The 14776-nt window shown below is 67.9% G+C and carries 10 protein-coding genes; 3 read left to right on the top strand and 7 right to left on the bottom strand.

Annotated elements, in window-relative coordinates:
• Positions 1–12 precede the first annotated feature (12 nt).
• From J2853_RS35645 to J2853_RS35635, 3 genes are all read left to right on the top strand, one after another.
• On the top strand, positions 13–2706 hold the full coding sequence (locus J2853_RS35645) for a helix-turn-helix transcriptional regulator (RefSeq protein WP_307565102.1): 2694 nt from the start codon (positions 13–15) through the stop codon (positions 2704–2706).
• A gap of 148 nt (positions 2707–2854) precedes the next feature.
• Positions 2855–4171: a HAMP domain-containing sensor histidine kinase gene (locus J2853_RS35640; protein WP_307565100.1), complete on the top strand. Its 1317-nt coding sequence runs from the start codon at positions 2855–2857 to the stop codon at positions 4169–4171.
• 56 nt (positions 4172–4227) lie between these two features.
• Positions 4228–5217 (top strand): GlxA family transcriptional regulator, encoded by a 990-nt coding sequence (locus tag J2853_RS35635; RefSeq protein WP_307565099.1) that lies wholly within the window; start codon positions 4228–4230, stop codon positions 5215–5217.
• A 7-nt stretch (positions 5218–5224) separates the two neighbouring features.
• On the opposite strand, the gene J2853_RS35630 is transcribed toward J2853_RS35635, so the two are convergent.
• The 7 genes from J2853_RS35630 to J2853_RS35600 all read right to left on the bottom strand — a co-directional run bounded on the left by J2853_RS35630 (position 5225) and on the right by J2853_RS35600 (position 14735).
• A complete protein-coding gene (locus J2853_RS35630; RefSeq protein WP_307565098.1) occupies positions 5225–6538 on the bottom strand; it encodes an ABC transporter substrate-binding protein in 1314 nt (437 codons plus the stop codon).
• A gap of 560 nt (positions 6539–7098) precedes the next feature.
• Positions 7099–7479, bottom strand: a complete 381-nt coding sequence (locus J2853_RS35625; RefSeq protein ID WP_307565097.1) for an ArsR/SmtB family transcription factor — start codon at positions 7477–7479, stop codon at positions 7099–7101.
• A gap of 109 nt (positions 7480–7588) precedes the next feature.
• On the bottom strand, positions 7589–8953 hold the full coding sequence (locus J2853_RS35620) for an MFS transporter (RefSeq protein ID WP_307565096.1): 1365 nt from the start codon (positions 8951–8953) through the stop codon (positions 7589–7591).
• Between the two features lie 284 nt (positions 8954–9237).
• Positions 9238–9540, bottom strand: coding sequence for a hypothetical protein (locus J2853_RS35615; protein ID WP_307565095.1), 303 nt, complete (start codon positions 9538–9540; stop codon positions 9238–9240).
• Between the two features lie 7 nt (positions 9541–9547).
• The gene (locus tag J2853_RS35610) at positions 9548–10147 is read right to left on the bottom strand and encodes a hypothetical protein (protein WP_307565094.1); all 600 of its coding nucleotides are present in this window, start codon (positions 10145–10147) and stop codon (positions 9548–9550) included.
• 14 nt (positions 10148–10161) lie between these two features.
• Positions 10162–12108 (bottom strand): hypothetical protein, encoded by a 1947-nt coding sequence (locus J2853_RS35605; protein ID WP_307565093.1) that lies wholly within the window; start codon positions 12106–12108, stop codon positions 10162–10164.
• Positions 12109–13355: 1247 nt separating this feature from the next.
• Complete coding sequence (locus J2853_RS35600) at positions 13356–14735, bottom strand: IS1380 family transposase (protein ID WP_307553893.1); 1380 nt, start codon at positions 14733–14735, stop codon at positions 13356–13358.
• Between the last annotated feature and the right edge of the window lie 41 nt (positions 14736–14776).

Genomic DNA, 14776 nt, shown 5'->3' with positions numbered 1-14776 from the left:
AGGGTGCAGGACATGTTGTACGGGAGAGGCGCCGAGCAGGCCGTCATCGATCGGCTGCTGTCGGACTCCCGTGCGGGCCACAGTGGCGCCCTGCTCGTCCGGGGCGAGCCGGGGATCGGCAAGACCGCGCTGCTGAACTACGCGGCCACCGCCGCCGGGGACCTGCGGGTGATCCGTGGCACCGGGGTGGAGTCGGAGGCGGAGCTCCCGTTCGCCGGGCTGCACCTGCTGCTGCGGCCGGTGCTCGACCAGGTGGGAGCGCTGCCCGAGCATCAGGAACGGGCGCTGCGCGCCGCCTTCGGACTCGCCTCCATGGAGGCGGGCGACCGCTTGCTGGTCGGCCTGGCGGTGCTCTCCCTGCTGTCGGAACTGGCCGAGGACGGCCCGCTGCTGGTGCTGGTGGACGACGCCCAGTGGCTGGACCGCGCCTCGATCGACTCGCTGCTGTTCGCCGCGCGGCGGCTGGACGCCGAGGGGATCGCACTGATCTTCGCCGCGCGCGAGCCGTTCACCGCGCCGGGAGTGGAGGAGCTGCCGGTGAAGGGGCTGGACGCCACCTCCGCGGCGGCGTTGCTGGACGCCGCCGCCGGCACCGGCGCCGACCCCACCTCCGCTCCCACCGGCGCCGCCATCAACCCCGTCGTCCGTTACCGCGTGCTGGCCGAGGCGCGGGGCAACCCGCTCGCGCTGATCGAACTGCCCGCCGCGGCGCCGTCGGACGGTACGGCGCTGCCGCTCACCAGCCGGGTTCAGGAAGCCTTCCTCGGCCAGGTCAGGGCGCTTCCCGAGGCGACGCAGGGGCTGCTGGCGGTGGCCGCGGCCGAGGACACCGGTGACCTGGACGTGGTGTTACGGGCCGCGGCCGGGTTCGGAGACTTCCTTGAGGACCTGCACCCGGCGGAGAGCGCGGGACTGGTCCTGGTCGACGCGGGAACCTTGACCTTCCGGCATCCCCTGGTCAGGGCCGCCGTCTATCAGGGAATCCCGCCCAGCCTGCGGCTGGCCGTACACAAGGCCCTGGCCCAGGTGCTCGACCGCCCCGACGACGACGACCGGCGCGCCTGGCACCGGGCCATGGCGGCGACGGGACCCGACGAGGAGGTCGCCACCGAGCTGGAGCGCACCGGCGTACGGGCCAGCGATCGCCACGGTTACGCCGCCGCGGCCACCGCCTACGAGCGGGCGGCCCGGCTCAGCGCGCGGCCGGAGTCCCGGGCGAGGCGGCTCACCCTGGCGGCCGAGACGGCGATCTGGGCGGGGGAGCTGGACAGGGCGGGAACGCTGGCCGAACAAGGGGAACGACAACTCGTCACACCCGCCCCGGATGCCGTGGAGCAGGTGGGGAACCCGGCTCTCCGGGCCCGGCTCACACAGGTCCGGGCGACGTCCGACTTCCTGCGCGGGTCGCCGCACACCGCGCACGAGGCGTTGCTGGACGGCGCCGCGACGGCGGACGGCACGCGGGCCGCGCGGATGCTGATCCAGGCGCTGCACGCCGCCTGGTACCTCGGCAGGCCCGAAATCGACCGCACCGCGGCCCGGCTGGACGCCCTGTCCCTTCCCGAGGGGGACCCGGCGGCGCCGGTCATCGGGTTCATCACGGCGATCCTGTCCCGGAGCGCGCGGCCGTCGCTGAACGACGTGGTCGCGCAGGCCCGGCGCCTGGGGGCCGGCCCGCGCGAGCTGGTCCAGGTCTGCGGGTTCGGGCTGGCCGCCGGGCAGGACGAGGAGGTCCACGAGACCGCGACGTCCCTGATCGCCGAGAGCCGCGCCCTGGGAAGCATCGGGGTGCTGCCGACGCTGCTCTTCTTCCTCGCCGAGACCGAGCTCTTCCAGGGACGGCACCGGGACGCGCTGACCACCGCCACCGAGAGCCTGCGCATCGCGCGCGACACCGGGCAGGGGCAGTGGGTCAGTCAGATGAACAGTTTCCTGGCCTATCTCGCCGCGATCGACGGTGATGACGAGCGCTGCGTCAGGCACGCGGACGAGGCGCTCGCGAGCGGTGTGGCGGGGACTCGGTGGGTCCTGTGGGCGCGGGGCACGCTCGACCTCGGTCATGGCCGGGTGGAGGCCGCGCTCTCCCGGCTGGCGCCCATGGCAGGCGGGCATCACGTGGCCGATACGCGGTGCGTGCCCGACCTGGTGGAGGCGGCGGTACGGTTCGGCGCTCCCGAGCGCGCGGCCGGGGCCTTCGCCGTCTACCGGGAATGGGCCGACTACACGCGCCAGCCGTGGACCGAGGCCCTGGTGCTCCGCTGCCGGGCCCTGCTCGAAGACTCCGAGGAGCATTTCACCGCGGCGTTGAAACTCGAAGGACGCCCTTTCGAACAGGCCAGAACCGAACTGCTCTACGGCGAATGGCTCCGCCGTATGAGAAGAAAGGCCGATTCCCGCATCCGTCTGCGCGCCGCGCTGGAGACCTTCGAGCGTCTGGGCGCCACGCCGTGGGCCGGCCGGGCGCGTGCCGAGCTGAGCGCCACCGGCTCCGCCGCGCCCGCCGCGCCCGCGCCCGGCGTGCTGGCCAGACTCACCCCGCAGGAGCTGCAGATCGTACGGCTGGCGGCACAGGGCCTGTCGAACCGGGACATCGCGGCCCAGCTCTTCCTCAGCCCTCGCACGGTCGGCTACCACCTCTACAAGGCCTATCCCAAGCTCGGCGTCGCCTCCCGCGGCGAGCTCGGGGCGGTTGCCCTTTCCGGCTGAACGAACTGAAGGTCAAGAGCACTTGACTCACCTTTACTCACCAATGGATGACCGTCGCCTATAAATGTGCGAATGGCATCTTTCGGGGGTAAAGGTGGTATCGCGACTTCCACATTCGGTTCGGGCACGGGTGACGCTCACCGCGCTCATGATATTCGCGCTCGTGCTGGGAACGGGCGCGGTCGCGACCTCGCTGGGTGTGCGAGCCAAGCTGAGGACCGACATCAACAACTCCGTGGTCGAGGCGGCCAGGAAGGCGGCTCTGAGCGCCGACAAAGGGCACGTGCCGGGCGGCGTCATCATGCCGTCGAACTACGTCAGCCGTCTCCAGGTCGTCGGGGAGGACGGCCGGGTCCTCGCCGCCAGCCCGGCGTTGAAGGGAAAGCCCGCGATCTCCCGGGCGCGCCCCGTCGGCGGAGACCTGCGAGTGGACAAAATGTCCTGCGTCGCCTTCTCCCAGAAGGACAGGACCTGCTTCCTCACCGTGGGGCTCTGGCACAGTAAATCCTCCTACGGCGACGTCATGGTCTACGCGCAGGCCGCCGCACCCCCACTGCTCGGCGGCCACACCCTGGAGATCTCGCTGGCCGTCCTGTTCACCGTGCTCCTCGGGCTGCTCGGCTGGGGCACCTGGCGGATGGTCGGCCGGACCCTCGAACCGGTCCAGCGGATCAGCGCCGAGATGGCCGAGATCACCGCCTCCGACCTCAGCCGCCGGATGTCCGTGCCGGACACCGGGGACGAGGTGGCGCAGCTCGCCCAGACCCTCAACGGCACCCTGGGGAGGCTGGAGTGGGCCATGGAGAACCAGCGGCGCTTCGCCTCCGACGCCTCGCACGAGCTGCGCACGCCGCTGACCGGGTTGCGCACCAAGCTCGAACTGGCGCTCGCCGACCCCGAGGTGGAGGATCCCGTGCAGGCGATGCGGTCGGCGCTGGGCGACGCCGAGCGGCTCCAGGCCACCATGGACGACCTGCTCCTGCTCGCCCGCCTCGACGCCGGGGTGCGGAACGCCTCCCAGCCGATCGATCTCTCCGAGCTGGTCGTCTCGGAGATCGGGCAGCCGTGCAGGCACGAGGTGATCCTGAATCTCGACCCCGACGTGACGGTCGCGGGCAACCGGCTCCAGCTCTGCCGCCTGCTGGCCAACCTGCTCACCAACGCCCAACGGCACGCGTTGAGCACAGTATGGGTCGAGGTCAAGCGCGAGGGCGGTGAGGCCGTACTGGAGGTCCGCGACAACGGGCTCGGTATCCCGCCGGACGAGCGCGAGCGGGTCTTCCAGCGCTTCACCCGCCTGGACTCGGCACGCAGCCGCGACGCCGGAGGGACCGGGCTGGGCCTGCCCATCGCCAGGGACATCGCGTCCGCGCACCACGGCAAGCTGTACGCCGCGGACAGCACGAACGGCCGTGGCGCCCGGTTGATCCTCCGGCTGCCGCTGTCCACCCCTCTATCGGTCTAGCCCCCTGGGGGTAGAGGGGAAAACGGCCCGGATCCATCCTGTGTAAGAATCGGGCCATGCACAGGGTCGTCGTGTTAGCTCTGGACGGTGTCATCCCCTTCGAGCTGGGCATCCCGGCACGAATCTTCGGCGGCGCCAAAAGCCCGGAGGGCGGGCCGCTCTACGAGGTGATCACCTGCACCGTCGACGGCGGCCCGGTCCGTACCGACGCCGACTTCTCGGTCTCGGTGGAGCACGGCGCGGAGGCGCTGAGCACCGCGGACACCGTGGTGATCCCGGCCACCCACACGCTCGGCACGATCTCCAAGGACGGAAGGCTCCCGGAGTCACTGGCCAGGGCGATCGCCCTCATCCGGCCGGGCACCCGCCTGATCTCGATCTGCACCGGCTCCTACGTGCTCGCGGCGGCGGGACTGCTCGACGGCCGCCCGGCGACCACCCACTGGAGCAGCGCCGACCACTTCCAGAAGCTGTTCCCCCAGGTCAAGGTCAATCCCGACGTGTTGTTCGTGGACGACGGGGAGGTGCTCACCTCAGCCGGGGTGGCCGCCGGGGTCGATCTCTGCCTGCACGTCCTCCGCCGCGACCACGGCACCGCGGTGGCCAACCGGGTGGCCCGGCGATGCGTCGTCCCGCCGTGGCGCGACGGCGGCCAGGCTCAGTTCATCGAGCGCCCCGTCCCGGAGCGGTCCGCCGCCACCACCGCCGCGACCAGGGCCTGGGCGCTGGAGCGCCTGCAACAGCCACTCCCTCTCACCGAACTGGCCGCCCACGCCCGGATGAGCCGCCGTACCTTCACGCGGCGCTTCCGCGACGAGACGGGCGTCAGCCCGGGTCAGTGGCTCATCCTGCAGCGCGTGGAGCTGGCCCGCCGCCTGCTGGAGGCCAGCGACCTGCCGGTGGACGGCGTCGCGCTGCGGGCCGGGTTCGGCACCGCGGCCTCGCTCCGCCAGCACCTGCAGGCGGCCATCGGCGTCTCGCCGATGGCCTACCGCCGCACATTCCGGCCGCTGGAGATCTCATCGCGGCCGGAGGTGGAGGTCTGAGCCTCGGTCACCCGAGGTCGAACCGTCCGCTGGACCACTCCTTCTGCAGCTGGTCCGCCGCCTTCTCCGGGCTGAGCCTGCCGCGCGCGACGCCGAGGATGACGTCGCCCTCCACCTCGTCCAGGAAGGCCCGGCTGGAGGTGCGGGCGGAGCCGCCGGCACCGATGACCTCCTGGACCTCGGCGTAACCTTCCCTGGCCGCGTCGGTGGAGAAGACGGACGGGTCCATCTGGAAGTCCTTGAGCGCCGGGACCAGCGTCATGTTCTTGGACCACTTCGCGACGCCGTCGCCCAGGGTCAGGAACTTGATCAGCTCGGCCGCCTCGGCCGCGTGCTTGGAGTCCTTGGGAATGCCCAGGCCCTCCTCAACCTGGCTGCGCACGGCGGGCTTGCCGCCGGGCAGGAGGACGGGAAAGGCCCCGGCGCCGACGTCGGTGAGGGAGACCTTGTTGTCCTTGCGGTAGGAGTCGGACAGCAGCGGGCTCCGCCCGGAGTCGTCCACCAGGAACAGCGCCTTGCCCGAGGTGAACAGCTTGGCCGGGCCGTCGCCCTTGAGGCTCAGCACGGACTTGTCCACCACGCCCCGGTCGAAGAGCGACTTGTAGGCGACCAGGGCCGAGACCATCTCGGGGCTGTTCCACCGCTTGTCACCGGCGAACAGGTCGTCGGAGAGGCCGGGGTCGCTCTGGCCCACGATGGTGAACAGCAGCTCCTCCTGCCGCCGCGGCTCGCCGGACAGGACGATCGGCTGGAGGTCCGGGAGTTTCTTCGCCTTCATGACGACGGATTCGAGGTCGGCGACCGTCTCGGGGAAGGACATCCCGAGTTCGGACAGGAGCGCGGCGTTGTAGTACATGACCGCGCCCCCGCTGGAGCCCATCGGGACGGAGTAGAGCTTCCCGTCCTCGGCGGCCTTCTCTGCCTGGCCGACCGCGGTCTCCCCGAGCGTGTCCCGCCAGTCCTCGGACAGGTTGTCCCACTCGTCGACCGGGAGAAGCCGGTCCTTGATCTCATCGGTCATCGTCGGGACCTGGACGCCGACGACGTCGAGTGCCTCACCATCGGCGCCGAGTGCCTCAGGAAGCCGCTTCGCGTAGTCGGCGGCCTTGAACCCGCGCAGCTCGACCTTGATCCCGGGAGTCGCCCGTTCGAACGCGGCGATCGTTTCCTTGAGGGCCGGCTCGGGAGGGAACGAGGTCCAATACTTCAGCGTGACGGGTTCGACCGCGCCCTGGCGTGCCTGCTGAACCGGCTTCTGCCCCTCCGCGCTCCCGTCGCCCGCGCAGGCGGCGGTCAGTCCCAAGCTGAGGGCCGCGGCCATCAGGGTTAACACACGAGCTGTACCAGGCATGCGATACCTCCAGCAGAACAAAAACGCGGGTGAGGGGGCACCGGATCGGCGTTGAGGGCGGCCCGTCGTCACGGGGTCGCGGAGCCTGTGGCCGAACCGTCCCTATCGAAATCGATCTTCCACTGCCCTGGGAAACCGGGATGACACTCCTGTGACCGCTGTGACTGCCGCGTCCGCGTACCGCCGGCCGCCGCATTCGCACCGCTGCCGGTATGCCCGCCTCGCCGAACACGAAGGCCCGTGGGCACCGGGCTGGAGGGCGGGTTCGCCCACGCGACGATGTGGAACATCGCCAATGATCTTACGAGCTCCGAACAGGCGGCCGGACCCGCCACCGGGCCGCCGTGTCATCAGGCCACCGGGCCACCGGGCCACCAAACCACCGGACCGCCGAACCACCGGGCCACCGGGCCACCGGGCCACCGGGCCACCGGGCCACCGGACCGCCGAACCACCAGACCACCGGACCGCCGGACCGCCGCGTTCCGGCCACCACGTGCGTCGGCGGCGAGGGCGCCCGGGACGGGTGGTCAGCCCTTGACGATCTCGTGGCGCAGATGCTCGCGGCTGAGGTCGAGAAGCATCCGGACGTGGGCGTCGGCGAGGCGGTAGTAGATCATCCGCCCGGCCCGGCGGCTGGCCACGATGCCCGCGGTCCGCAGCAGCCTGAGCGCGTGGGAGACGGCGGTGTCACTGACCTCCACCGTCTCGGTGAGATCGCAGACGCAAAGCTCACCGGCTTCGAGCAGCGCGTACAGGAGCTGGGCGCGGGTGGGGTCGCCCAGCAGCCGGAAAAGGTCGGCGAGCCGGGTGGCCTCCTGCGCGGTGACGAGCCGCTCTCGCGTCGCCGCCACCCTGGCATCGTCTGGCTCCATGGTGCTGCAGGCGTCCAGACCGGTGACGACGTCCATGGGCAAACTCCTGAACATATGTTCAAACGATAATCACTATCGTATCAAGTCGCCCTTCCTGGCCGGAAACGCGTAAGCCGTGTCTCGCAGTGCACTTTCCTGATGAAAATTACGATTGGGCCCGCGCGGTGCTCAGCGGCTCGGCGATGTCCTCCAAACCTCTGCGTTCGGCCTTGACCCCGAGGAACATCTCCACCAACCCGGCCGCGATCATGAGGGATGCCCCGATGGAGAAAGCCAGGGCGGTGTCACCCGGCCTGCCGCTCTCGACCAGACCGGAGAAGACCAGCGGACCGGCGACGCCGCCGACGAAGGTGCCGATCGCGTAGAAGAACGCGATGGCCATGGCCCGGGTCTCCATCGGAAAGATCTCGCTGACGGTCAGATAGGCCGCGCTCGCGCCGGCCGAGGCGAAGAAGAGAACGACGCACCAGCACGCGGTCAGCGTGACCGCGGTCAGCACACCCTGGTTGAACAGCCAGGCCGTGCCGAGCAGCAGCACCCCGGACCCGATGTAGGTGCCGGAGATCATGGGAATCCGGCCGACGCTGTCGAACAGCGGCCCGAGCAGGAGCGGACCGAGGAAGTTACCGACCGCGATGACCGCGAAGAAGTAACCGGCATTGGTGTCGATCTTAAAGAAGGTCGACAGGATCTGGGCGTATCCGAAGGTGATGGCGTTGTAGAGGAACGCCTGCCCGACGAAGAGAGAAAAGCCGAGAATGGTGCGCTTGGGATAGCGGGCCACCATGGTGTGCGCGATCTGACCGAACCCGATTGATTTGCGCTGGTGAATGGTCATGCTCTGCGAGGGCTCCTCCAGCCGGACGCCCTTCTCCTGTTCGACGCGCTCCTCGACCTCGTCGACCAGTTTCTCGGCCTCCTCGTCCCGGCCGTGGATGAACAGCCAGCGCGGACTCTCCGGCACGTGCCGACGGACCAGCAGGATGGCCAGGCCGAGCACCACCCCCAGGCCGAACGCGATACGCCAGCCGATGTTCACCGCGAAGTTGTTGAGCAGCGGCACCGTCAGCAGCGCGCCGCCGGCGGCACCGAGCCAGTAGCTGCCGTTGATGATGATGTCGATCCGGCCCCGGTGGCGGCTCGGGATGAGCTCGTCGATGGCCGAGTTGATCGCGGCGTACTCGCCGCCGATGCCGAACCCGGTCAGGAACCGGAACAGGAAGAACCACCACGCGGAGAACGACAGCGCGGTCATCGCGGTGGCGATCAGATAGACGACCATCGTGATGATGAACAGCTTCTTGCGGCCGAACTTGTCTGTCAGCCAGCCGAAGAACAACGCCCCGAGGCAGGCCCCGGCCACATAGAGGGCCCCCGCCGTACCGGCCACCTGGGTCTGGGTGATCTCCAGACCGCTTCCCTCCTTGGCCAGCTGGGCCGAGAGGTTTCCGATGATGGTCACTTCGAGACCGTCGAGGATCCAGACGGTGCCGAGTCCGATAATGATCATCCAGTGCCATCGTGACCATGGCAGCCGGTCCAACCGCGCGGGGACCTTTGTGGTCACCGTCCCCGTCTGAACGTCACTCATGGCCGTACCGGCTACCCGCCGAAAATCCCCTCATTCCCGGCGAACTTATTCTCTTAGGTCAGAACGTCTCCCAGGTCAGACCGTGCCGCTCCTCTACGTCAGCCCCGGCAGCCGTCACACCACCCCTGCTCCTCACCCGGGCCGCACTCTTCGCGGTCCAGCCGGTACGGCCACATCCGGCGATCTGACGTGCACCCTCCCCGTCAGGGCAGGCCGTACCTTCTCTTGATCATCTTGGCTTCCTCTTCGGTCACCTGACGTGGTGTGCGGTTCAGCGTCTGGCGCAGGTCGGACAGGATCTTGTCCCCCGAGCCGCGGACCCGCGTGCGCTGCTGGGAGAGCTCCGCGTCAAAGCGTTTGGCGGCAGGCCCCGTCCACACCTTTCCGGAGTGGAAGTCCCGGTACGGCCCCTCGATGCCCTTCTCGATCTCCTGGACCAGCGGCTCGACCGTCCGCAGGGCCTCTCCCAGCGCCTCATAGAGCGGATTGGGCACCATCTCGGCCACGACCAGATCAGCCCTTCGGGGAGGGGGACGGGGTCTTCGCAGGCGGGGTCTTCGCGGACGGGCTCGGCGAGGGAGCGCTGGCATCGGTGATCAGCCTCGGCGCGATCAGCTTCATCAACGCCAGCACATCAGCTGCATTGTCACGCCCCGCGACACCTATATTAAGTTGAATTGCGATTTCCGCCTCACCGCGAACAAGCATGGCATATGCGGCATTGTTCTTGCTGTTCGTATCTTTAAAGTAAAAGCCGATAGCCCCGGGGACGATTTCCGGCAGCGGCAAGGCCCCATCTTCGAGCTGTTCCTCAATCTCTCCCGGATATCCTCCAGGAGTAAGGCCGATCTGCAGCACCTTCAGCCGCTCGCCATCTCTCCGGTAAGCTGCGCAGCTTCCGTCGCCGAGACCTCCGGCAACCGTGAGGTCGAAGTAGCCGCGAACCAGCGGGTCATGTACCCCGGTCATCAACTCCACCGCCTTCAGCGGAATGTGTTCACAGATATATGGGGAAGCAGCCGCCATCGGCAACGGGCTTCGGTCGATTTTCGCCTCGCCGTTCTGGCAGCCTGTCGCGAATGTCAACACGCACGCCAGCGCCGCCATCAGCATGAACGGTATTCTCATCATGATCCGTATTGGGAGAAACCATTGGAGAAGCCCTGGTCCAGGCGGTCCTCAACATCTCTCCAGGGTCGCCCTGACGGCCCCTCGTAGAGCCATCGCCTGTAGGCCTCGAGCCGCTGATCCTTGTCGGCGCCATTGGTGACCGTTTTGTCGATCATCTCGTCCATAGTCATGAGTGTCCGACCATCCTCTTTGAGGAAGTTGTTAGGGTTCTCACGAGGGTCGTCTCCCTTTTCCAGACCTTCCAGCGAGGCCCAGGGATGGGTCTTGGCAGCGGGCTCGGCAGCGCCGAACGCTCCTCGCTTGAGCATGGCCTGCGCCGTGAGATCACGCATGAGGGCTTGGGTCTGGTCAACGACGGTGTTGGCGTTAACGCGGGCTTTGGCTTCTGCATCGCCCTTGATGCTGCCTTCGGCCACACCCGTCCACGCCCCCACGAGGTCGGCCGTGAGCTGCCAAGCTTTCGCCTGCGGAATGACGAGGCCGGTATTCACTACAGCCATAAGCACCCGCATGTTCTGCTGCTGCTTCTCGTCCAACTCCTTGCCTTCCTCGATCTTGGCAAGGCCTGCTGCGTCGGTGATCATGCCGAAGCCTGCCCCCGCTCGTTTCGCATTACTCAGAAGTGCACCATCGCCCCGTCCGGCAGTCATCTCCGCTGCACCATGATCGAGAATCCAACCAGCGAATGCCGTCTGAGCGGCCAAAACGGGGGCGAACGCCTTGGAATCCGCGAACGCCTCCTTCATCACTTGGCGTAACTCTTCCAGGTTGAACTGCGCCCCCCAAGGGTCCTGTCCAGACGCGCTGGGATTGTCAGCTCCCCGGACTCCGGGCGCAACGATGTCACCAACCTTCTGAGCGACGTAGTTGATATCACTGACATAGCCGGCGAGGATGCGGCCGGTGGTGGTGGGCTTCACGAATGCGGGGGGATTGCCCGCCTCAATCCGTTTGGCTTCCAGATGTACGAACTCCGAGGCCAGCTTGGCCGACAGATAGCCGCGTGAAGGAGCCTGTGGCGAGCCTTTATGATCACGGAAGGTGAGCATCGCGGCCACCAGGGCCTTGCCCAATGCCTCACCGCCGTCGCGCATACCCCGTTCGGTCAGATAGTGCTTCAGCGCGGTGGGGTCGCCCGCGAAGAAGTCCTGGGCCGCTGCGGGATCACTGCTGAGCGCCTCCAGGAGAGCCACCGTGACGCCTGGGTCAATGCCGACGGGGAACTTGGATGCTTCACGGTCCCAAGCGTCGACCTTCTTGGCGGCTGCCAGCAGGAAGGCGGTGCTCACGACCCCGCTGGAGGCACCGTATTCGGGGCCGGCATATTTAGAAGTGGCATATTTGAGTGCCAGCGAGATCCCGTGACCCTCCTGCCATCCGATGGCGAAGTCGGAGGTGAGTTCGTCGCGCCAGGCGTTGCTCAGCTTCGGGCTGGCCGTGCCCAGGGTCTTGCCGAGGGCGATCTGTAGTCGCTCCACCTTCTTGTCGTCCTTGTGCCCAACGGTCTTCCCCATCAGCTTGCGGAACCCCGTCGCGCCCATCGCGTTCATCAGCGCGGCGGCGAACGTCGCGTCTCCCGTCCGCTTCTCCAGCTCCGCCAGAGCCTTCGCGTCGACCTCGCCCTTCTCTGCGGCCTCGGCCACCTTGACGATCGCGGCGTAGACGTCGGGATCATGGGCGGCCTTGCCGTACAGCGCCTCGTCGAAGGCGGTCAGCTCGCCGGGGAGGCCGGAGGCGGACCCCCACTCCGTACGCTCGGTGCGGATCGTCTCGCTGCGGCGCCTCAGGTCGGGACGGCTGGTCCCGATCCAGCTCTGCACCTCGCGCAGGGAGCTCAGTCCCGAGGTGTCCAGGTCGAGCCTCTGCAAGGTGCTGCGGATCCGAGGTTCGTTGCGGCCGAGTGCGTCCTCCGCCCGGCCAAGTCCTCGCTCGAAGTCGTCCATCAGAGCGGGATCGATCCCCGAATACTCGCCGTCCACTCCCGGCGGGGCCGGAGACGGTTGAGGGCCGGCCAGAGGTTTGGGGAGGGAAGGTTCGGCCGTGGGCGATGCCTGGGAACCACTCGGTCCCGGAGCGGTGGACGACGGCTGAGGAGCAGGCGATGGGGTGGGCGACTCCTGTGAGTCGCCGGGCCCCTGAGCAACGGGAGAAGGCTGAGAGGTCGGCGGAGGAGCGGCCGGGGAGGGTTCAGCCGTGGGCGACGCCACCGAGCCACCGGGCCCCTGAGCGGCGGGGGCCGGCTGAGAGATCGGCGAAGGCGTAGGTAACGGATGGGCCATGGGGGCAGCGGACTCCAGCGCGGTCGGCGGAACACGACAACTCCGGCGGCAAGATTATTTTCGATCTACCCTTTTGTAAATGTCTCCATCAGATCGGATATGTCAGTCGGCTGCACCGCCACTACCGCGACATTCCCGATGGGAGGCATCCGACCCGGAGCCGACGCTTATGACGTACGGGCGGCGGACGAAACCCCCAAAGGCGAAGGACCGAAACCCGGCGATTCACCTGATCGCAACGCTAACGTCCAGAACTTCAGGGAACTCGCCGACGGCAGGGCGTTTCCGCTGCTCTCTAGCAATATGGCATGCAGCACATTTACCTGGATCTCACCACCCGCACCAGCGTAGACCAGGTTTCCACGAAACGGATCCGGTTCTCTTCCAAGAATCCGACCGGCTCCTCGATTGCACCCTTTGTCGTCAGATCGAGAATCGGGCTTCTTTTCGCCAATGGCGCGTTATGCCCATAGAAGGTGCTCGGAGACGTGTCGAACCGCACGCCGAGATCACCCGGCGGGAGGAGATCGTCCCGCTCCACTCTCCATAAACGACGCTCTTCCGGCTCACCGAGGCCACTTCCCAGCCTGGCGGACACACCACTGTGGCCCCGGCCTGGCGGGCACATCGCCGCATAGCCCTCCCGGCAGACATACTGCGGCCCCCTTCTCGCCTGGCGGGCACACCGTCACACACGCAACCGCCCCACGAAACTCTTCGCCCCCACATCGCGCCATATATTCCGTCTAGCCTCGATCTTTCGTGAAGTCGGTTGGGTCGGGTAGAGGGGTCAACCGACTTGGTTTTTCAGGTCCTGGTCAGCGTTGGCGCCCAGCTGTCGCGCTGGGTGGGCGGGGTTCCACGGGCCCGGACGGTCTCCTTCCTGCGTCGGCTGGGCAATCGGGGGCTGGTCAGGGTGCCGGCAACATCTGCAGGCGAGTGACCGCGGTGGCGATCAGATCGGCCCATGGCCAGTGGTGAGCGAGGCGCAGGCGCAGCCGTCGTCCGCCTTTAACCATGCGTCCAACGGTCGAGAAGATGCGCAGACGCAGGCGTTTGGGTTCCCAGCGACGGGCCGGGAGGCCGTCAAGGGCGAGCATCTGCATCCAGGCGGTCAGCTCCGAGGCCAGGGCGACCAGCTCGCACCAGATCTGGTTTTGAGCGGATCCGTGCAGCGGCAGGTTCCGCAGCCCGGTGTCTTTCGCGCAGCGAATGCGGTCCTCGCAGCGGGCCCGGCGACGGTGGCGTAGTTCCAGGTCGGCGAGCTGGCCGCGGCCGCCGCCGGGCCGGGTTCCGGTGATAAAGCAGGTGAAGCGGTGTCCGTCGATGTCGGTGAAGCGCAGCTGCGCGCCGGGGTGGGGACGCTCTTTGCGGACGATGACCCTCATGCCCTTGGGCCAGGACGACAGGTCGAGCATGCCGGTGAGTTCGGCGACCCACGCGCCGTCGCGAGGTTGGCGGTCGGCGTCGTAGGCGACCTCCCACACATCCTTGGGCAGGGACAGGATCGCGGCGCAGATGTCGTCGGTGAGGTTGAACCCGATGGAGTACTTCAGGCGGCGGGCGGTCACCCAGGTGAGGAAGGCGCGGGTGCCGCCCCCCGAATCGGTCCGTATCAGGACCTGCTTGTGCAGGTGGGCCGGTATCTGGTTGAGGGCGAGTCGTCCGGCGGTGATGTGATCGTCGGCGGTGTTGGATCCGGCGTTCCCACGGCGTAGCAGCAGGGCGGCGGCCTCCCCCGTCCCGTCTGGGCCGTGGTCGATGAACGCGGTCATCGGGTGAAAGCCGTAGGTGTGTTTCCAGGTCGGGGCTGCTTGTTCTTTGTCGGAATGCGCGATCACGATGGTTGCGTCCAGGTCCACCGGGATCAGTGTGCCGTCCGCTCCGGGAGCGCGTTCACCGGCCAGGGGCCATGCTTTGGCCCGTGCCTGCGCGCGAGCGGCGCGGATCGCCCGCAACGCCTTGGGTCCTGCGGCGGCGAGGGTGGTGACCAGCCGTGACACCGTGGGATCGGAGGCCACCGGCCCGTATAACTGGGGTGAGGACCGCAACACCGCGATGTCGGCCAGGCAGTCCCCGCCCAGCGCGAGTGTCATGGCCAGATCCGCCACGATCTTCCCGGGATCATGTACTGCCCGGGGTGCGCGCCACGGCTGGAGCGCCTGCGACAGGCCCTTGTCCAGGCCGGTCACTCTCAGTGTTTCCATCAGCAGCAGGCCGCCGGCCTGGCTGATCAATCCCTTGCCGTCCGCAGACGTGACGATCTTGGAACGATGACCGATAAGCTGCACTCGAAAAGTGCCTTTCGAACTGGTGTGGACAGGACCCTCAG

The sequence above is a fragment of the Streptosporangium lutulentum genome (assembly GCF_030811455.1).
Taxonomy (GTDB): domain Bacteria; phylum Actinomycetota; class Actinomycetes; order Streptosporangiales; family Streptosporangiaceae; genus Streptosporangium; species Streptosporangium lutulentum.
The sequence above is the reverse complement of the archived record's forward strand: the minus strand, read 5'-3'. Positions and strand labels throughout refer to the sequence as shown.